This is a genomic window from Arthrobacter sp. TMN-49 (genome assembly GCF_054511095.1).
In genome coordinates, this window is record NZ_JBTNDH010000001.1 from 91,621 (window position 1) to 109,295 (window position 17,675).

General features: G+C 64.9%; 19 protein-coding genes. 5 read left to right on the forward strand and 14 right to left on the reverse strand.

Annotated elements, in window-relative coordinates; translation table 11 throughout:
- Positions 1-69: 69 nt before the first annotated feature.
- Both ACX80E_RS00395 and ACX80E_RS00400 read left to right on the forward strand, forming a co-directional pair.
- Positions 70-774, forward strand: a complete 705-nt coding sequence (locus ACX80E_RS00395; protein ID WP_459299422.1) for a YcnI family copper-binding membrane protein — start codon at positions 70-72, stop codon at positions 772-774.
- A gap of 171 nt (positions 775-945) precedes the next feature.
- Complete coding sequence (locus ACX80E_RS00400; RefSeq protein ID WP_459299424.1) at positions 946-1,602, forward strand: DUF4232 domain-containing protein; 657 nt, start codon at positions 946-948, stop codon at positions 1,600-1,602.
- Between the two features lie 36 nt (positions 1,603-1,638).
- Here ACX80E_RS00400 and ACX80E_RS00405 read toward each other — a convergent pair whose 3' ends face one another.
- On the reverse strand, positions 1,639-2,208 hold the full coding sequence (locus ACX80E_RS00405; RefSeq protein WP_459299426.1) for a hypothetical protein: 570 nt from the start codon (positions 2,206-2,208) through the stop codon (positions 1,639-1,641).
- A gap of 206 nt (positions 2,209-2,414) precedes the next feature.
- Between ACX80E_RS00405 and ACX80E_RS00410 the strand changes: the two genes are divergently transcribed.
- Both ACX80E_RS00410 and ACX80E_RS00415 read left to right on the forward strand, forming a co-directional pair.
- On the forward strand, positions 2,415-7,343 hold the full coding sequence (locus ACX80E_RS00410; protein ID WP_459299428.1) for an ATP-dependent helicase: 4,929 nt from the start codon (positions 2,415-2,417) through the stop codon (positions 7,341-7,343).
- Positions 7,336-8,160 carry a DNA-formamidopyrimidine glycosylase family protein gene (locus ACX80E_RS00415; RefSeq protein ID WP_459299430.1) on the forward strand — a complete coding sequence of 275 codons (825 nt, stop codon included), beginning with the start codon at positions 7,336-7,338 and terminating at the stop codon, positions 8,158-8,160. Before ACX80E_RS00410 ends, ACX80E_RS00415 begins: the two co-directional genes overlap by 8 nt.
- A gap of 51 nt (positions 8,161-8,211) precedes the next feature.
- On the opposite strand, the gene ACX80E_RS00420 is transcribed toward ACX80E_RS00415, so the two are convergent.
- Positions 8,212-8,655, reverse strand: a complete 444-nt coding sequence (locus tag ACX80E_RS00420) for a GNAT family N-acetyltransferase (protein ID WP_459299432.1) — start codon at positions 8,653-8,655, stop codon at positions 8,212-8,214.
- Between the two features lie 92 nt (positions 8,656-8,747).
- Here ACX80E_RS00420 and ACX80E_RS00425 point away from each other — a divergent pair, with 92 nt between their 5' ends.
- Positions 8,748-9,674: a pseudouridine synthase gene (locus ACX80E_RS00425; protein ID WP_459299434.1), complete on the forward strand. Its 927-nt coding sequence runs from the start codon at positions 8,748-8,750 to the stop codon at positions 9,672-9,674.
- A gap of 25 nt (positions 9,675-9,699) precedes the next feature.
- Here ACX80E_RS00425 and ACX80E_RS00430 read toward each other — a convergent pair whose 3' ends face one another.
- The 12 genes from ACX80E_RS00430 to ppc all read right to left on the reverse strand — a co-directional run bounded on the left by ACX80E_RS00430 (position 9,700) and on the right by ppc (position 17,628).
- Entirely contained in the window at positions 9,700-10,065 is a 366-nt protein-coding gene (locus ACX80E_RS00430) for a hypothetical protein (RefSeq protein WP_459299436.1), read from the reverse strand.
- Positions 10,062-10,655 carry an Asp23/Gls24 family envelope stress response protein gene (locus tag ACX80E_RS00435; RefSeq protein WP_459299438.1) on the reverse strand — a complete coding sequence of 198 codons (594 nt, stop codon included), beginning with the start codon at positions 10,653-10,655 and terminating at the stop codon, positions 10,062-10,064. The genes ACX80E_RS00430 and ACX80E_RS00435 overlap by 4 nt, the downstream gene beginning before the upstream one ends.
- Positions 10,652-11,221, reverse strand: a complete 570-nt coding sequence (locus tag ACX80E_RS00440) for an RNA polymerase sigma factor (protein WP_459299440.1) — start codon at positions 11,219-11,221, stop codon at positions 10,652-10,654. Before ACX80E_RS00440 ends, ACX80E_RS00435 begins: the two co-directional genes overlap by 4 nt.
- 132 nt (positions 11,222-11,353) lie before the next feature.
- Positions 11,354-11,611 carry a GlsB/YeaQ/YmgE family stress response membrane protein gene (locus tag ACX80E_RS00445; protein WP_459299442.1) on the reverse strand — a complete coding sequence of 86 codons (258 nt, stop codon included), beginning with the start codon at positions 11,609-11,611 and terminating at the stop codon, positions 11,354-11,356.
- A gap of 22 nt (positions 11,612-11,633) precedes the next feature.
- Positions 11,634-11,828 (reverse strand): CsbD family protein, encoded by a 195-nt coding sequence (locus ACX80E_RS00450; protein WP_459299444.1) that lies wholly within the window; start codon positions 11,826-11,828, stop codon positions 11,634-11,636.
- Positions 11,829-11,865: 37 nt separating this feature from the next.
- A complete protein-coding gene (locus ACX80E_RS00455) occupies positions 11,866-12,483 on the reverse strand; it encodes a hypothetical protein (RefSeq protein WP_459299446.1) in 618 nt (205 codons plus the stop codon).
- Positions 12,480-13,094, reverse strand: a complete 615-nt coding sequence (locus ACX80E_RS00460; RefSeq protein ID WP_459299448.1) for a DUF6286 domain-containing protein — start codon at positions 13,092-13,094, stop codon at positions 12,480-12,482. The genes ACX80E_RS00455 and ACX80E_RS00460 overlap by 4 nt, the downstream gene beginning before the upstream one ends.
- Positions 13,091-13,474, reverse strand: coding sequence for a hypothetical protein (locus ACX80E_RS00465; protein ID WP_459299450.1), 384 nt, complete (start codon positions 13,472-13,474; stop codon positions 13,091-13,093). The genes ACX80E_RS00460 and ACX80E_RS00465 overlap by 4 nt, the downstream gene beginning before the upstream one ends.
- Positions 13,471-13,674, reverse strand: coding sequence for a DUF2273 domain-containing protein (locus tag ACX80E_RS00470; protein ID WP_459299452.1), 204 nt, complete (start codon positions 13,672-13,674; stop codon positions 13,471-13,473). Before ACX80E_RS00470 ends, ACX80E_RS00465 begins: the two co-directional genes overlap by 4 nt.
- Positions 13,671-14,156 carry an Asp23/Gls24 family envelope stress response protein gene (locus tag ACX80E_RS00475; RefSeq protein WP_459299712.1) on the reverse strand — a complete coding sequence of 162 codons (486 nt, stop codon included), beginning with the start codon at positions 14,154-14,156 and terminating at the stop codon, positions 13,671-13,673. Before ACX80E_RS00475 ends, ACX80E_RS00470 begins: the two co-directional genes overlap by 4 nt.
- Positions 14,157-14,378: 222 nt before the next feature.
- The gene (locus ACX80E_RS00480; protein WP_459299454.1) at positions 14,379-14,684 is read right to left on the reverse strand and encodes a hypothetical protein; all 306 of its coding nucleotides are present in this window, start codon (positions 14,682-14,684) and stop codon (positions 14,379-14,381) included.
- 124 nt (positions 14,685-14,808) lie between these two features.
- The gene (gene ppc, locus ACX80E_RS00485; RefSeq protein WP_459299456.1) at positions 14,809-17,628 is read right to left on the reverse strand and encodes a phosphoenolpyruvate carboxylase; all 2,820 of its coding nucleotides are present in this window, start codon (positions 17,626-17,628) and stop codon (positions 14,809-14,811) included.
- Positions 17,629-17,675 lie beyond the last annotated feature (47 nt).

The following is a 17,675-nucleotide window of genomic DNA, read 5'->3' on the forward strand; positions in this document are numbered from 1 at the left end:
TCCGAACATCTCGCAGGGTGTCATCCCCCTGTAATGCTGCGCTGTTGCGCGTTCGAAAGGTTTCCCCTCATGCGTTTTTCCCGTACCCTCAAGACCACCCTCGCCCTGGGCGCCACCACGTCCCTGATGATGTTGGGGCTGGGCAGCGCGTCCGCCCACGTCAGCGCCACCCCCACCGAGACAGCCGCCGGAGCATACTCGCTGGTGACGTTCTCGGTGGGCCACGGCTGCGACGGCTCACCCACCAAGGCCGTCACCATCACCTTGCCCGATGAGCTCAACGACGCCACCCCCACGGTCAACCCGAACTGGACCATCACCACGTCCACGCTGAAGCTGGAAACCCCGCGAACGTTGGCCAACGGCAGCAAGATCAGTGAGCGCACCAAATCCATCACTTACACGGCCAAGACACCGCTTGCGGACCACCAGCGCGACACTTTCACGCTGTCCGTGCAACTGCCCGAAAAAGCCGGAACCACCCTGCATTTCCCCACCTTGCAGGAATGTGAAGCGGGCCAGACTGACTGGAAGGAAATCCCCGCTGCCGGCGCCGACCACGACTCGGTGAAGGCCCCGGCGCCCGAACTGACAGTCACTGCCGCTGTGGCGGAGGACGCGCACGGCGGCCAGGACGCTGCGCCGTCTGCAACTGACGTCGCTGCCAAGAACGACGCCGGCACCACCTGGCCGGCATGGTTGGGCCTTGGCGCGGGGCTGGCCGGGCTGATCCTCGGTGGTGCAGCGTTCTGGCGCACCACCCGCAAGGCATAACAGCCCCGCTTCAGGCCCCACTGCAGCCGCGATCCTCGCCGAGGTAGCCGGTTAGCGTCGAGACCCGCATACCCCGGGGGCGGGTTTCGACGCTAACCGGCTACCTCGAGCGGTTGAGGGTTCCCGGCGGGGCCAGTTGACTCCGGCACCCTTGGGGGTAAAAGTGGAGTCATGACATCCGCACAGCACGCCCCCGCATACCGATTCCGCCTCAGCAAGGTACTCGCGTTGGCGGCAGTCGTCGCTTTGGCGGCATCGTTGGCGGCGTGTGCCCCGCAAAACGCCGCGCCGACTCCCACAGCTTCCAGTGCCAGCCCCAGCGCAACCGCGACTGCCGGCACTCCTGAAGCGACGCCGTCGTCCGCGGCAAGTGTCACGCCCACCACGCCCGCGAACATACCAGCGACCACGGCCCTCTGCACGGCAGCGTCGTTGCAGGGCTCCTTGGACGCTGGCGGCGGTGGCGCAGCGGGGAGCAATTATATGAAGCTGATAGTGGCAAACACCTCGGACGCCGATTGCCTCTTGGACGGCTACCCCGGCGTGTCCATGGTCAAGGCCGGCACCACGACGCCCATCGGAGCACCGGCGGCGCGGGACCCGCAGGCACCTTCCAACGGACCCATCACTCTGGCGCCGGGGAAAAGCGCCGCGGCAGTGCTGCGCTACACACAGGCCAACAACTATCAAGATTGCCAGCGCGTGCCGGCCGACGCAGTCCTGGTCTACCCGCCGAGCGCTACCGACAGTTTCGCGATCCCGCACCCCCTGACGGCGTGCAGCAATGCCAGCATCACCTTGCTGAGCATCGGCGCATTCCAGCCCTAAGGCCCGGGAGCTAGGGCCGGGGACTAGGGGCGGAGACTACGGGCGGAGCGCTTCTTCGGGGTCGAACTCCTCGAAGGAGCCAATGAAGCCGGGGTCGCTGTCCTGGGATTCCCGGCGACTGCCGTGACGCAACACGTACAGTTTGTTGGCGGCGAAGGCCAGGATGCCTGCCGAGACCAGGTGCATGGCGCCACCAACGACGTCGGCGTGGATCGCCATGGCCAGCAGGCCGGCGAGTGCCACACTGCCGCCCACTGTGATCAAGAAGCGGAACCGTTCAAACACGCCGTACGTCACGAGGGCGCCGCCCAGCACCACCCAGGGGCCGCAGCCGTGCAGGAACGGCAGTAGGGCGCTCAACAACACGCCCAGCAGCGTCCCGCCGGCAAGATACAAGTAGTGATTGCGTGGGGCCAGCCACCATGACGGGTGCTTCCACAGCCACCCCGCGCTGGCAGCACCAATCACCCAGGTGCCTACGGCAAAGACGCCGGCAAAGGCACCATTTCCGCGCACAGTCACCATGCTGATGGCCCCGGTGACTAAAAAGAGCAGCGACAAACCCAGCAAAGGGACCCAATTATTCCCAACATGCCGTGTCTTCACTGCCTTTGTCCTCCCAGCAATCCGATGTGTCAGGAGAATCGCCGGGCACGCGAAAAACAACGGACCGGCAACGGCAACCATTGCCACCCCTACGGATAGGTTACCGCTAGCCACCGACACTCACGCACAGCGCCGCGCCTCCGGCCCGCCACTCCAGTCCCGAAAGCGTGTGCAGCACCCGGGCGTAGTGCCACAATGTCAGCCACATGCGGCATGATGGAGCCGTGCACGCAACTCAGCCAGCAGATCTCATGAACCAGTTCGCAGCACCCACGCGCGAATGGTTCCTTGGCGCGTTCGGCTCCCCCACACCAGCCCAGTGCGGGGCATGGGACGCCATTGCCAGCGGCGCGCACTCCCTGGTGGTGGCACCCACCGGCTCAGGTAAAACTCTGGCCGCCTTCCTGTGGTCCCTTGACGGACTCATCGCCAGGGAAGGCGCAACGCCCGCCACCCCGCCTCCGGCCTCCGCGGCAAAATCTCCGGCCACCAAGGGCAGCAGCGTGCTGTACATCTCTCCGCTGAAGGCCCTGGGTGTCGACGTGGAACGGAACCTGCGCGCGCCGCTGATAGGAATCACCCAAACCGCCGCAAGGTTGGGCGTGGACGCGCCGCATGTCACGGTGGGGGTTCGCTCCGGTGACACCCCCACCAATGAACGACGCCGCCTGCTCACCCACCCACCGGACATCCTGATCACCACGCCGGAATCACTGTATTTGATGCTGACGTCCAAGGCGCGCGAAACGCTCACCGACGTGCACACCATCATCATCGACGAGGTTCACGCCGTGGCCGGCACCAAGCGTGGTGCGCATTTAGCTGTTTCCTTGGAACGCCTCGACGCACTGTTGGACACCCCCGCCCAGCGCATTGGTCTCTCCGCCACGGTGGAACCGCATTCCACCGTTGCCCGTTTCCTGGGCGGCCACGCGCCGGTGACCATCGTAGCCCCGCCCAGCACCAAGAACTGGAACCTGGCCGTCACCGTCCCTGTCGCCGACATGACGGAACTGCCCGCTCTGGCCGGCGCCCACGATATTGGCCCGGCCTCCGGGCTGGCGCCCAACGCCTCCATCTGGCCGCATGTGGAGGAAAAAATTGTGGACGCCGTGCTGGCCAAGAAGTCCACCATTATCTTCGCCAATTCGCGCCGCCTGGCTGAGCGGCTCACGGGCCGGCTGAACGAGATTTACACCGAACGGCTGGAACTTGCGGCGCTGGTTCTCGAGCCCGGGGCCGACGTCGAACCATCCACCGCCGCGCCCGACGACGTCGCTGAGCTTTCGGCGGCACAGTGGCGGTCCGAGGCTGGGGAGCGGGTGGCGGCCACCAGGCTGCCGGCGGAGATGATGGCGCAGGCCGGTTCCGTGGCCGGTGCGCCCCAGGTGCTGGCGAAGGCGCACCACGGCTCGGTGTCCAAGGAGCAGCGGGCGCTGATTGAGGACGATCTGAAATCAGGGCGGTTGCGCGCTGTGGTGGCCACATCCAGCCTGGAGCTGGGCATCGACATGGGTGCCGTGGATTTGGTCATCCAGGTGGAGTCCCCGCCGTCGGTGGCCAGCGGTTTGCAGCGTGTGGGGCGCGCCGGGCACCAGGTGGGCGAGATTTCCGACGGGATTTTGTTCCCCAAGCATCGGGCCGACTTGCTGCATTCGGCGGTCACCGTGGAGCGGATGCTGGCCGGGGCGATTGAGCCGCTTTCCATCCCCGCCAACCCGCTGGATATTCTGGCCCAACAAACCGTGGCGGCCACCGCGCTGGAACCCCTGGACGTGGATGAGTGGTTTGACACCGTCCGCCGCAGTGCACCGTTTTTGGCCCTGCCCCGGTCGGCCTTCGACGCCACCTTGGATTTGCTGGCCGGGCGGTACCCCTCGGACGAGTTTGCCGAGCTGCGCCCGCGCATCGTGTGGGACAGGACGGCCGGCACCATCACCGGCCGGCCAGGTGCCCAACGACTGGCCGTCACCTCCGGCGGGACCATCCCCGACCGGGGCCTGTTTGGCGTCTTCATCGTTGGTTCCGAAGAACCAGGTGCCGCCGGGGCCACCAACAAGGGCGGGCGCCGCGTGGGCGGGCGCCGCGTGGGCGAGCTTGACGAGGAGATGGTGTACGAATCCCGCGTCGGTGACGTGTTTGCCTTGGGCGCCACGAGCTGGCGGATCGAAGACATCACCTTTGACAGGGTGCTGGTCTCCCCCGCTTTTGGCCAGCCGGGCAAGTTGCCGTTTTGGAAGGGCGATTCTTTGGGCCGTCCGGTGGAGCTGGGCAAGGCGTTGGGCGCGTTTATCCGCGACGTCAGTGCGGCCCCCCGCAAGAAGGCCCTGGCCCGGTGCACGGCCACGGGCCTGGATGAGTGGGCGGCCAACAATCTGCTCGGCTACCTGGATGAGCAAAAGGCCGCCACCACCCAGGTCCCCGATGACAAAACACTCATGGTGGAACGCTTCCACGACGAGCTCGGCGACTGGCGCGTGGTCCTGCACAGCCCCTTCGGCATGCCTGTCCACGCCCCGTGGGCGCTCGCCGTGGCGGCCCGGTTGCACGAACGCTACGGTTTGGACGGCTCAGCCATGGCCTCCGACGACGGCATTGTGCTGCGCGTGCCCCTCATGGACGACGAGCCGCCGGGCGCGGAATTGTTCATCTTTGACCCCGAGGACCTGGACGGGATAGTCACCGCGGAGGTGGGCGGCTCCGCCCTTTTTGCCAGCCGATTCCGCGAATGCGCCGCCCGCGCCTTACTGCTGCCCCGGCAGAATCCCGGCAAGCGATCCCCGCTGTGGCAGCAGCGCCAGCGTTCAGCCCAGCTGCTGGAGGTGGCACGGAAGTACCCGCAATTCCCGATTGTGCTCGAAACAGTCCGTGAATGCCTGCAGGACGTGTACGACCTCCCGGCGCTCAAGGCAATTGCCACCTCGATTGAGCGTCGCGAGCTGCGCCTGGTGGAAACCACCACCAACGAACCCTCCCCCTTTGCCCGCTCGCTGCTCTTTGGCTATGTGGCCAGTTTCCTGTACGAGGGCGACTCCCCGCTGGCCGAACGCCGCGCGGCGGCCTTGTCCCTGGACCCGGCACTGCTCGATGAGCTGTTGGGCCGGGCCGAGCTGCGCGAACTGCTGGACCCCACAGTCATCGCCACCACCGAAGCGCAGTTGCAGCGCCTGGCCGGCAGCGGCACAGACAGCAGTGGCAAAGACAGCGACCGCCGTGCCCGCGGGCGCGAGGGTGTGGCAGATCTGCTGCGCCTGTTGGGTCCGCTCACCGTGGCAGAGGTTGCCGCGCGGCTTGTCCCCACCGCGGGCTCGGGAACCGAGACCACCGGAACCCCTGCGGTGGAAATGGACGGCGCCGCCTCGGCTGCGCATGGTGCCGAGGCAGCCGCGCACCTTGCGGCACTTGTCACAGCAAACCGCGCCCTGCGCGTGAAGATGGTGGGCGAGGAACGGTTCGCCGCCATCGAGGATGCTGCCCGGCTACGCGACGCCCTAGGCATCCCACTACCCATGGGCGTACCACTGGCATTCATCGAAGCCGTGGCCGATCCGCTCGGTGACCTGCTGGGCCGCTACGCACGCACCCACGGCCCGTTTACCGCGGCGGAAGCGGCGAAAAGGCTGGGACTGGGTGTCGCCGTCGTGCAGTCCGGGCTGACTCGGCTGGCGGCTGACAGGCGAGTCACCGAGGGCGAGTTCTTGCCGCTCAGGGCCGAAGCCGGCGTGCCCGAGTGGTGCGATGTCCAGGTGCTGCGACAGCTACGGAGCCGGTCGCTGGCGGCTCTGCGGGCCGAGGTTGAACCCGTCGACGCCGGCACTTTTGGGCGTTTCCTGCCCGCCTGGCAGCATGTCACGGCCGCGTCCACAGCGCCCGCATTGCGCGGTCTGGACGGTGTGCTGACGGTTGTTGACCAGCTGGCGGGGGTGCCCATTCCGGCGTCGGCGTGGGAGCAGTTGGTGCTGGCCGCGCGGGTGGCCGACTACCGTCCGGCAATGCTGGATGAGCTGACCGCAACGGGCGAAGTTCTCCTGGCTGGGGCCGGTTCCTTGGGTTCCAACGACGGCTGGCTGAGCCTGCATGTGGCCGAATCGGCCTCGCTCACCTTGCCCCCGAGCGCTGACTTCACCCCCACCGAACTCCACCAAGGGGTGTTGGCCGTCTTGAGCACCGGTGGCGCGTACTTCTTCCACCAGCTGCGCGAGTCGGCAGCCCACGGCCCCGATCTGGTGGCGTCGGACGATGAGTTGACTACAGCCCTGTGGGATTTGTTGTGGGCCGGGCTGATCAGCAATGACACGTTCTCCCCTATTCGTGCGCTGCTGGCTGGCGGGCATGCGGCGCACAAGCAGAAGGCGGCCCCGTCGCGGCTGCGCCCTGCCCGCGCGGGACGGTATGGCCGGCTGCCGGGGCGGGCAGCCGGCGCGCAACGCGGAGTTCCGCCGTTGGGCGCGGGCCGCTGGAGCTTGCTGCCGACGGCGGATGCTGTGGCCGATCCCACCGCCGCGCCCAGCACCCAAACCACCGTGCGTAGCCATGCCCTCGCCGAGCTTTTCCTTGACAGGTACGGGGTGGTGACGCGCGGTTCGGTCATGAATCAGGGCATCCCCGGCGGGTTCGGGCTCATGTACAAGGTGCTGGCCAGGCTCGAGGAACGCGGCAAGTGCCGCCGCGGCTACTTCATCGAACATCTTGGTGCCGCCCAATTTGCCGTCTCCGCCACGGTGGACAGGCTGCGGACCTTCAGCCACGACGCCGACTTGGCACACCGCGCACCGCAGGCTCTGGCGCTGGCCGCCACGGACCCCGCCAATCCCTATGGTGCCGCGCTGAGTTGGCCGCCACTGGACTCCGGGCACCGGCCCGGGCGCAAGGCTGGGGCGCTGGTGGTGATGGTCGACGGCGCCCTGGTGCTGTATGTGGAGCGCGGCGGGCGCACACTGCTCTGCTTTAGCGAGGACGACGCTGCCGTTACCTTGGCCGGCGCCGCCCTGGTGCAGGTGGTCAAACGTGGCGCCATCGACAAAATGGCCATCGAAAAAGTGAACGGGACCCCGATTCTGCACACGCCGTTGGCGGCGGCGTTGCTGGGCGCAGGGGCCTATAGTTCCCCGCTCGGGGTGCGGATCCGTGCCTGAGGGCGACACCGTCTGGCGCCAGGCGCGGGATCTGCGCGCTGGGCTTGAGGGGCAAACACTGACCTCAAGTGATTTCAGGGTGCCCGCATACGCCACACTGAATTTGGGCGGGGAGGTGGTCTCAGCGGTCGAGTCCCGCGGAAAGCACCTGCTCATGGTTGTGGGCGGGCACGTCATCCATTCGCACCTGTCCATGGAGGGCCGCTGGGATATCTACCCTCGTACCCCCAACGGCCCTGCCCCGCGCTGGCGGCGACCCGCTTTCACGGCCAGGGTGGTGCTGCAAACACAGCTGGCAACGGCTGTGGGCTTTTCGCTGGGCACGCTGGACGTGTTGCCAACAGCGTTAGTGGGGAACGCCGTCGGGCATCTTGGGCCTGACCTGCTGGGAGCTGACTGGGACGCCGTCGAAGCCCTGCGCCGCCTTCGGGCAGCCCCGGACCGACCCATTGGCTTGGCCCTGTTGGACCAACGAAACCTTGCCGGCATTGGCAATATCTACCGCAATGAGCTGTGTTTCCTGGGCGGTGTGCACCCGACCGTGGCCGTCGCCCACGTGCCCGATTTGCCCCGGATGGTGGCGCTGGCCAAACGGCTGCTGGAGGCAAACAAGGACAGGGCCACCCGGTCCACCACCGGCGGTCCGGCGCGGGGCGACGCCGCACAGTGGGTGTACGGGCTGGCCGGAAAACCCTGCAAACGGTGCGGCTCGCTGATTCAGCACGCCACCTTGGCTGATCCGGCGCACCCCACCCGGGCGGGGCGGGATATCTACTTTTGTCCGCGCTGCCAGGTGCCACCTGGCAGCGGTGATTGAGGAACTCGGTAACGCTCCACGCCGGCGCAGGCAGGCCGGCCGAACGGTTCGCTAGCGGGTGAAGGTGAAGAACGTGACCGGCGAAGCTGCTGCTCCCTGGGCCCGGTAGAAGTCCAGTGCGCCCCGATCCTCATTGTCGGCCGGGACGAACACCTCGTGGATGCCCCGCTGCGCGGCGGCTGTGCGCAATTCAGACACCAGCTGAGTTGCGACGCCTTGCCTCTGGTGGTCTTCGCGCACGGCAAGATCGTAAATGAACACCTCCGACGACGGGGAGCGCGTCATCGGCAGCGTGTGAGCGGTCAGGCCGCCCACCACATCCGCCCCGTCGAACGCCGCGATGGCCCAAAACGAATCACCACCAAGAAGCCCCTGAAGGTATTTCTCGGAGAGCGGCTCACTGTCTCCTTCAAAGACAGCAGCCATCATCGCAAACATGGTGGCGGCCACAGCCTCGTCGCCGCGGACCAATCGCCTGACGTGCAGATCGCTCATGGCAACATCATGCCACGCCGTGCCCGCCACGCACTATGGGCACCAGGCCCGTGGTTAGGGCAGCCAGGAAGCGTCGGTACCCTTGAAGGGTGATGAAATCTCCGCTTCCCGTGCGCAATGGCGTCAATGCCACCCGCGTGCGCGTGCCCGATGAAGGCCCCTGGACAACAGCCATGGAATTTGTGCTGGAGAAGTTCGGCCATGTGGATCCGGCCGGCATTGTGGACAGATTTGAGCGCGGGGAAGTCATGGCGCTGGGCGGGGACATTGTCACACCGGCAACACCGCTGAACCAACACATGTTCATTTGGTACTACCGCGAAGTCCCTGTGGAGGAGCGTCTGCCAGTGGAACTGTCCGTGCTGCACCAGGATGAGAACGTTGTTGTGGTGGACAAACCGCATTTTCTGCCCACCACCCCCGGTGGCATGTACGTGCAGGAGTCGGCACTTGTCAGGTTGCGCGTGCTGCTTGACTTGCCCGATCTGGTGCCCATGCATCGGCTGGACAGGATGACGGCGGGAGTGCTGCTGTTTGCGGCCAACCCGGACACCCGTGGCATGTACCAAACGTTGTTTGAGAAACGGCGCATCCAAAAGACATACCGTGCGGTGGCGCCCGTGCGCGAGGATCTGGAACTGCCCCTGGTGGTGCAAAGCCGCATGATCAAATCGCGCACATATCTTCTGGCCCAAGAGATTCCCGGTGAACCCAACGCCGAAACCCGGATTGAACTCATGGACACGCGTGTCGATGAAACAACCGGACAGACGCTGGGCCTGTACGACCTGGCCCCGCACACCGGCAAAACACACCAGCTTCGCGTCCATATGGCGTCCCAAGGTATAGGGATCCTGAACGACTCGTTCTACCCTGTCCTGCATGAAAAGGCGCCGGATGACTACACCAACCCGTTGCAGTTGCTGGCTCACAGCATTTCCTTCATCGACCCGCTGACCCACGAACCCATGACGTACGCCTCGAAGCTGGAGCTTGCAGCTTTCCCCGAGCACAACTAATACGGTTCGGCCAACGCCGGCGAGGTCAGGCTGCTATCGCGGCAATCTGCACCACTGCCCTGACGTCCATCTCGGGTCGCCGCTGCGCCACGTGCGCACGGATCAGAGCCGCCACCGAGCGGGCCAAGGCGGGCGCCGGCACTGAACCGTCGGTGCCGATCCGCACTTTGACGTTCATGACCGGACGAGGTGCGCGCCCGTCCCCCGCGGCGTCGTCGGCCTCGTATTCCTCGGTGCACACCACAAACGGCACCTGCGCAGGGCCGGCGCCGGACGCCAGCAACGACCCCAGCTCCTTGACCACTGTCATCCACAGCGGGTCCACGGAATAGACGGTGGCGATCCCGTCCAGGCCCAGCACCAGGCGGTGAATGTCCCCCTCAAGGCTCATGGCCGACCCTCCTCGGTAGCCTCAGACCCATCGCTGCGCGGCGGGCGCATGTCGGTGAATGCGACGTTGACGGCTGCAACGTTCAGTTCGGTTTGCAACAAAAGTTGGGCCAAGACGGCCGCCCGTAGTTCCTGGGCCAAGGAGGGCAGCTGGTAACCATAGCGGGCGGAGACGTTGATGTTCACGTCCACCGGTGCGCCGTGAACGCCGACATCACCGTCAAGGCGGCAGCGCCCAATGAGCACCCCTCCCAACGAATCTCCCACGGCGCGAACCATGGCAATGACCGCACCCTCCGACTCGCTCAAGTCCTCCAGCTCTCCCCCTTTCAAGGGAATCGACCGTCCGGCCCTGGTCTCCAGTTTCAAGTTTGCCAGGACGCCATCCAACCAGCCGGCATCCTCGGCACCTGCTGCGGCCACCTCGCCGGCCAGCAATTCCCGGGCGGCCGCCTTGAGGCTGCGCAGCCCAGCCAGCCGCGCCTGGCATTGCGGGCAGTAGTCAATGTGGTCCGCATCCGGGGAATCGCCAGTGTCTAGGTAATCACTGAGGTCCTCGATGTGCCTGCCGCAGTCTTGCGTGTAGTTCATCGCCATTCCTCCATTTCCTTCACAAGCGTGGTCCGTGCCCTAGCCAGCCGGCCGCGAACGCTGGCGGTACTGATGTTCAGTGCCTCGGCGATCTCCTCATACGTCTTCCCGCCAAATTCCTTCAACACCCAACATCGTCGTTGTTCCTCAGGCAGCCGGGCCAATGCATTGTTCAATGCCTGCCGGGCGGAGCCTGCCACTGCTGCCTGGTCGGGTGTGGGCGCCTTGTCAATCACCTCCGGCTGCTCGTCAACATTGCCGTGTGACCGCCGACGCCGGCCCGCATCCACCGCCCGATGTCCCACTATCCGCATGAGCCACGCCTTGACGGCTGTCCCATCGTGCAAGGAACCAATGTCCTTCCAGGCCGTGATCAGCGCATCCTGCACGACGTCGTCGGCTTCCTCGTAGGTCCGCGCAAGCCGGCGCGCATACGCCCGCATCAGCGGTCCGTGCCGCCGGGCCAGGGCCTCAAATGCGTCAACATCGCCATCCCCAGCCCGTTCGGCTAGTACCGCGTCAGGGGCGTCGGCGAGCTTGCCGCTTAGATCTTGCAATCGTTTCACCGGCGTGAGCCCTCTCTTGATGTCCCTGCCCATTCCCTGTTCCACCGTGTTGACCACGGGGCTTGTCTGTGAGCTTATACGCAGCACTGGCCAGCAGAGCCGAAGCTTCTGCCGGCCAGTAGCAGGTGATGTTTAGTTGCGGCCCTTGATGGCGCCGTAGCCTGCTGCGACAAGCAAACCGCCGCCGATGGACAGCAGCCAGGTCCGGATGTCGAAGAACTCTCCAAGATCGGTACGGAAAATGAGCGACCCCAAGAAACCGCCAACAATAGCGCCCACAACACCTAAAATGATGCTGGTGACCCAACCGCCGCCCACCTTGCCCGGCATGACGGCCTTGACGATGACCCCAACAATGAGGCCCAGAATGATGAAACTAAAGAAACCCATGGTGTTCTCCTTGTGTTGTTAGTTAGTTAGTGAAGCCGTCTTTGAGTTTTTGGGCCGCATCCTTGATGTTTTCGCCGGCCTGCTTGCTTTCCGCCGATGCCTGATCGAGGCGCCCCTCCTGTTCCAGATCCGGGTTTCCCAGCACCTTGCCGGCCTTTTCCTTGGCCGAGCCAAGACCCTTTTCTGCGCTGTTGCCGATCTTCTCGTTCAGTCCCATGATGCGCTCCTTGTCGATTGCTGCATAGAGTGTTGTTTCATGCCACGCGTTCAGGGCGGGCAAATTTGCTGCGGGTGCCAGCCTTGATGCGAACCAGCACCGGTACTTGAATACCCAGCAGTGTGTCGATCCCGTCGATGAGATGTTCGACGTCGTCGGCTAGTTCCGCTGGTGAGGCACCTTTGCGGGCTTGGATGCTCACCTTCAGCCCGGTACCCGGGATTCCGGAGCCGCCCTTGGTTTTCCACGACTGCACAGATGTTGCAAGGACTTGCACGTGGTCCGCCAGGGCAACCCTCACGGCTTGGCTCACCACAACCGTGTCCACGGTTGTGTCCCCCAACTCGTTTTCAAGCTGTGCCAGTTGATTCGTGCGGCCAGTGCCTTGTGAGGCGATCCAGGACACCAGCAACACGGCCGCAAGCAGGAGCAGTGCCAGCAACGCAACTGTCCACCAACTCAGCTCGGCTCCGGAAATCCGGGCGGCACCGAGTTGTTCCTGGATCCGGGCCCAGGCATCCGTGCCGGCGTCGGTCCAGGCTAGGGCGAATCCCCTGCTGGTACCGGCAAGTATGCCAAGGGCTCCGGCTCCGATGAGCAGCAGTCCCAGCAGGCCCAGAAGCGTGCGGTTCAGTCCGTGGCGGGTGCCGTTCATGCGCCCACCACCCCGTGCAGGCTCGTGGAAACGTTGACTGCCAGCGGACGGCGCAGGCCATAGCTGGTCACCTCACGTTCCACGGCTTCCCTGACGCTTTCGGTATCCACCGTTTTGCCGGAGCCCGGGCGGAGCACCACGTCGATGCGATGGCGCCCCACACTGCTGGTGACTTGTTCCGGCGCTATCCGGGCCACAGTGCGGGCTGTCCGTGACACGGCTTCTGCCAAGACGTCACTGTCAACCACCACCGCTGAGCGCGGATTGCCAGCTGCCGTGGGGATTCCCATGACATGCCGCGCCTTCGTCCCCGGCAGGACTGCCGCCGCCACCAGCACAACCCCCAGCACCGCCAGCACCACCCCGCCTGCACTGAGAGCTTCGGGCAGGGTGTCGGTGGCCAGTGAGGCTGTGCGCCGGGCAAGATCTGCCGGAGACATCAACAACGCCGCGTTTCCCGTTGCCGAGAGAACCAACTCCAGGAGAAGCCACACCACCGCTGCCAGAAGCACCACGGCACTGGCAATGGAAAGCGCAGCCCTGCTGGAGCGGGTTTCGCGCAGGCCCAGCCGACGCACTACTCGTGGCATGTTTGCGTGTGCCTTGCTCACTGGACTCTCCCTACTTTTTTGTGGTCATCGCCGTGAAGGTCCGTGTAGCGGACGTCCACCCGTCGCACGGTGGTTCCGGCAAGCTCGTGAATGCGCCTCGCAACCTTCTCCCTGGCGGCAGCAGCGCGCTCAAACACGGTGCCGCCGGAGGTTGGCGGGAGCTGAAGCGTCAACCCCACGACGAGCGAGACGCTGAGTTGTCCCTGATCGTCGCGGAGGCTGGCCCGCACCTGGTCCCTGGGGACGGTGAAGGCCTCTGCGGCCACTGCTGTGACCAGTTGCGCCATGGTGCCGGTGGAAATGGTGGTGTAGCCGGCACGCGTACTGGGGCGGATCTGCTGACTCTCACTGTGGGCAGAGGCCAGCGCGCCGGCGTTCATGAGGAGGTGCGCTTTCCGCGAAGTGCGTCAAATGCGCCGCGCAAATCCACTCTGCGCCCCCATTTTCCGGCCACTACCGAGCCCACAACCGCCCCGATGGCCATGAATACCGCCACCATGAGCATCGCCCAAAAACCGAATACCAGTGCGCTAATGGCTAGTACGGCGGCTACTGCCGCTCCGGTCTGGGCCGGGGTCATGAGACACGGGATTCGCGCGGTGCCACCTCGTCATGGTCGGTCCGCCTGGTGGGGGCTGGCTTCTCATCGGCATCCTCGGAGGCGATGTGGATGTCGGTGATGGACACGTTGACCTCTGTCACTTCCATGCCCACGACCTCCTCGACAGCCGTGTAGATGGCGTCGCGGACAGCATCGGCCACCTTCTGCAGCGGGTGCGGGTATTCCACCACAATGGTGACATCAACTGCCACCTGGGTCTGGCCCACTTCCACGTTCACGCCCTGGGTCAGGTCTTTCTGGCCCACCGCCTCACGCAGAGATCCCAAGGCACGGGCTGCGCCACCGCCGAGGGCAAAAACACCCGGAATGTCGTGGGCTGCAATGCCAGCGACCTTAGCGACCACACCGTCCGCCACTGTGGTGGTGCCATGGGTGGCCGATGATGGCCGTGCCGCATTTTTCGTTGTAGTTGTGGTCTTTGGCTGAGGCTGAATAGTCAAAATAATCACTCCAGAAACTCTTCGCGTATTAATTGCTTCAAACTCGGTACCGAATGGCGCCTACATAGATAAGGCGTGCTGAGCGAAGGAATCGTCACGGTGAAAAGAAAGTGATCCGCGTCACACCCTAAACTGACCCGCAGAAAACGCCGAAAATCGCCGCAAAATCGCGTATTTTCGGCGTTTTCTGCGGGTCAGTTCGATGGGAAGGGTGATTGTGGGCTAGACCGGCAGCCATTTGCCGGCCGAGCGGCGGGCGGTGCGCAACGCACCCGTGGTGGCCACAGTATTGATCCCGTGCGCCATGGAAACCGCAGCGTTGCGCGCAAACTGGTTCTCGGCGTCGTACTCGCTGGCCGCCACCATGAAACGAACGGTGATCCTCGGGATGCCGGCCACAATGTCCAGCTGCTTGGCTTCGACCACATGGGCGGCAGCAACGGCCGCGACCGCCACATCCATGACTTCCTCGGGGGCGTGTCCAGGTCGCAGGCCGGTGATTTGGATGGTGGCACGGAAGGAAGGCATTGCTCCAGCCTAGGGGAATCGGGCACCACGCAAAAAAGACGGCGCTTGCGCAAAGGGACGCCGGTGGAGCGGTGTCCTTTTGCGCGAGCGCCGTCTTTTCCCGAAAAGTGGGAGCGGGCGAAGCCTAGCCCGTGTTGCGCAGGCCCGCAGCCACGCCGTTGATGGTGATCAGCATGGCCCGTTGCAGGCGCTCATCGACGTCGGACTTGGTGATGTCGGCTTCGCGGACGCGGCGCAGCAATTCCACCTGCAGGTAGGAAATGGGGTCCAGGTATTGATCGCGGACTGTCAGGGAGCGCTTGAGCAGCGGCTGGTTGTCCAACAACTCCCTTTCACCGGTCAGGAGCTGAAGTTCGGCAACTGTGAGATCGTACTCGGCCCGGATGGCTGCGAAGAGGTGGTGCAGCGGTTCCGGAACCAGCGTGGCCACGTAGTGGGCGGCAATGTCCATGTCCGTCTTGGCCAGGGTCATTTCCACGTTGGAGATGGTGGAGGAGAAGAAGTGCCAGTGCGCCAGCATTTCCTGCAACTCAGCACCACGGCCGGCCTCGCGGGCGGCCCTTAAACCCGAGCCGACACCGAACCAGCCCGGCACGATCTGGCGTGACTGGGTCCAGCCAAACACCCACGGGATGGCCCGCAATCCGCCCAGGCCGGAGCCTGAATCGGGGCGCTTGGACGGGCGCGAGCCAATATTCAACGAGCCCAGCTGCTCCACCGGGGTGGAGGCCAGGAAGTAGGCCGGCAGGTCTTCGTGGTCAATCAAGGTCCGGTACGTGCCAAAGGCCGCGTCGGAGACAACTTCCATGATCTCGCCGAAACGGCTCAGGTCGTCGTCTGAGTGGCGCGGCGCCTGGTGCAGGGCCGAACCCTGCATCACGGCAGCGAGCGAGAGTTCAAGGTTTTCCCGTGCCAGTTCCGGCAGGGAGTACTTGTCGGAGATGACTTCACCCTGCTCGGTGAACTTGATGGAACCCTCAAGCACGCCGTTGGGCTGGGCCAGGATGGCGTCGTAGGTGGGTCCGCCACCACGGCCAACCGAGCCGCCGCGGCCGTGGAACATGCGCACGTTCACGCCGTGCTTGAGCGCCACATCGCGCAGCTTTCGCTGGGTCTTGTGAATTTCCCACTGCGAGGTCATGACGCCGGATTCCTTGTTGGAGTCCGAGTAGCCGAGCATGATTTCCTGCTGGTCGCCGCGCAGGCGGACCAGTTCGCGGTAGGACGGGTCGGAGAGCAGCTGGTCAACAATTTCCGCCGAGGCACGCAGCTCGTCAACCGTTTCCAGCAGCGGGGCAAAGCCGATCTTGGCGTAGCGGTTATCGCCGCTCAGCTGCACCAAACCAGCCTCGCGGGCCAGCACGGCGGCCGCCAGAACGTCGTCGGCGCCGCGGGTCATGGAGATGATGTACGTTTCGATGACGTCGGGGCCATAGGTGCGCAGGGCACGGCGCACCACACGGAAGACGTCGTAGGTGCCGTCGGCAATGCCGTCCAGCTTGATGGGGTGGCCCGATAGCGGCCTGTGGCTGGCCAGTTCGGCGCCCAGTACGGCCAACCGCCCGGCCCGGTCCAGCTCGGCGTAGGGCCTGCCCAGTTCGCCAACACGGTCCATCAACTGTCCGACGGCGTCATGGTGGTAGTCGGCGTGCTCACGAATATCCAAGGTGGCCAGGTGCAGGCCGAAGGAGGCGATGGCCCGGCGCACCGAGGCGAGGGCGCCGTCGGCCACCAACGCGGCGGAGTTGTTGCGCAGCGAAACTTCCAGGAGCCCCAAATCTGCGATGAGCTCCGAGGTGGCGCTGTAGTCGCGACCAACCTCATGGTAGGAGTCATTGGCCACGCGCTTTTGGGTGTTGATCAGTTTGGCCTTGATGCACGTGAGCTTGAGGCGGTAGGGCTCGTCGGCGTTGAGTTCAAGGACGCGCGGATCAATGTGGGGCAGGTTTGCCAGATCCGCGGCGATGGATTCGGTCAGCTCCGTGTCGGCACCGTACAAGGCGCTGGAGTTGGAGAGGACGCTGAGCAGTTCATCAATAAGGACCAGGGAGATCTTCACGGCGTTTTGGTTCTGTAGGATCAACACATCGCGTGTCACCTCGGGGGTGACGTTGGGGTTGCCGTCACGGTCGCCACCAATCCAGGAGCCGAAACGCAGCGGGGCCGCGTCCGCAGGCAGGGAGACGCCGTGCTCGCCGAGCAGGTCGCTCAGTTCGGTCAGGACCTCCGGCATGGCGTCGGTGAGGATGTTGCGCAGGTAGTAGATGGCATTGCGGGCCTCATCCATGGGGGTGGGGCGGACCTTGCGCAGTTCATCCGTCTGCCACATCTGGTCGATGATTTCAGCCAGTTTGCGGTCCTGACGGGCGCGGGTGCTGCTGCCTTCGGCGGAGGGCGTGGCCAGAATGTCGGAGAGCTTGCGGATCTTATCCAGCACCGAACGCCTGGACGCTTCTGTGGGGTGGGCCGTAAAAATGGGGCGTACGTCAAGGTCGTTGACAACCTGTTGGAGCGCCTCGGCACCAGCTTTTTCGGCGATCTCGGTGACGGCCTTGGCCAACCAGCCGTCCTTGTCCGCGCGGCTGCGCAGGCTCCGCACCCGGTGCACCTGCTCGGCGGCGTTGGCCAGGTGGAAGTAGAACGCAAAGGCACGGACCAGGTCGGTCGCCTGCTCCAGTGGCAGGGAGGCGAGAACCTCGCGGACCTGCACGGCGACGTCGTTAGCGCTCCAGGGGCCTGTGCCGCTTTCGCCGCGGGCTGCTTCCTTGGATTCCTTGGTCAACAGCCGGACCTGCTCCACCATGGCAAGCAGCTCTGGGCCGTGCTGGCGGACCAGCGATTCGCCCAGCAAGGTGCTGACGCGGCGCACGTCGCGGCGCAAATCGGTGTCCTGATCCGGGTCCTGTGCCGTGCCTTGAAGATTTGCTTGCAAGTCTGAGCTCATGAGTCAGCGTCCTTACGGTCTATGAATCTGGGGTGCTCGTATGCGGC

What these genes read in the sequence shown, in the direction of transcription:
- ACX80E_RS00395 (WP_459299422.1), top strand. Translation starts at nt 70, where the DNA reads ATGCGTTTTTCCCGTACCCTCAAGACCACCCTCGCCCTGGGCGCCACC.
- ACX80E_RS00400 (WP_459299424.1), top strand. Translation starts at nt 946, where the DNA reads ATGACATCCGCACAGCACGCCCCCGCATACCGATTCCGCCTCAGCAAG.
- ACX80E_RS00410 (WP_459299428.1), top strand. Translation starts at nt 2,415, where the DNA reads ATGCGGCATGATGGAGCCGTGCACGCAACTCAGCCAGCAGATCTCATG.
- ACX80E_RS00420 (WP_459299432.1), bottom strand. Translation starts at nt 8,655, where the DNA reads ATGAGCGATCTGCACGTCAGGCGATTGGTCCGCGGCGACGAGGCTGTG.
- ACX80E_RS00425 (WP_459299434.1), top strand. Translation starts at nt 8,748, where the DNA reads ATGAAATCTCCGCTTCCCGTGCGCAATGGCGTCAATGCCACCCGCGTG.
- ACX80E_RS00430 (WP_459299436.1), bottom strand. Translation starts at nt 10,065, where the DNA reads ATGAGCCTTGAGGGGGACATTCACCGCCTGGTGCTGGGCCTGGACGGG.
- ACX80E_RS00435 (WP_459299438.1), bottom strand. Translation starts at nt 10,655, where the DNA reads ATGAACTACACGCAAGACTGCGGCAGGCACATCGAGGACCTCAGTGAT.
- ACX80E_RS00445 (WP_459299442.1), bottom strand. Translation starts at nt 11,611, where the DNA reads ATGGGTTTCTTTAGTTTCATCATTCTGGGCCTCATTGTTGGGGTCATC.
- ACX80E_RS00450 (WP_459299444.1), bottom strand. Translation starts at nt 11,828, where the DNA reads ATGGGACTGAACGAGAAGATCGGCAACAGCGCAGAAAAGGGTCTTGGC.
- ACX80E_RS00455 (WP_459299446.1), bottom strand. Translation starts at nt 12,483, where the DNA reads ATGAACGGCACCCGCCACGGACTGAACCGCACGCTTCTGGGCCTGCTG.
- ACX80E_RS00465 (WP_459299450.1), bottom strand. Translation starts at nt 13,474, where the DNA reads ATGAACGCCGGCGCGCTGGCCTCTGCCCACAGTGAGAGTCAGCAGATC.
- ACX80E_RS00470 (WP_459299452.1), bottom strand. Translation starts at nt 13,674, where the DNA reads ATGACCCCGGCCCAGACCGGAGCGGCAGTAGCCGCCGTACTAGCCATT.
- ACX80E_RS00480 (WP_459299454.1), bottom strand. Translation starts at nt 14,684, where the DNA reads ATGCCTTCCTTCCGTGCCACCATCCAAATCACCGGCCTGCGACCTGGA.
- ppc (WP_459299456.1), bottom strand. Translation starts at nt 17,628, where the DNA reads ATGAGCTCAGACTTGCAAGCAAATCTTCAAGGCACGGCACAGGACCCG.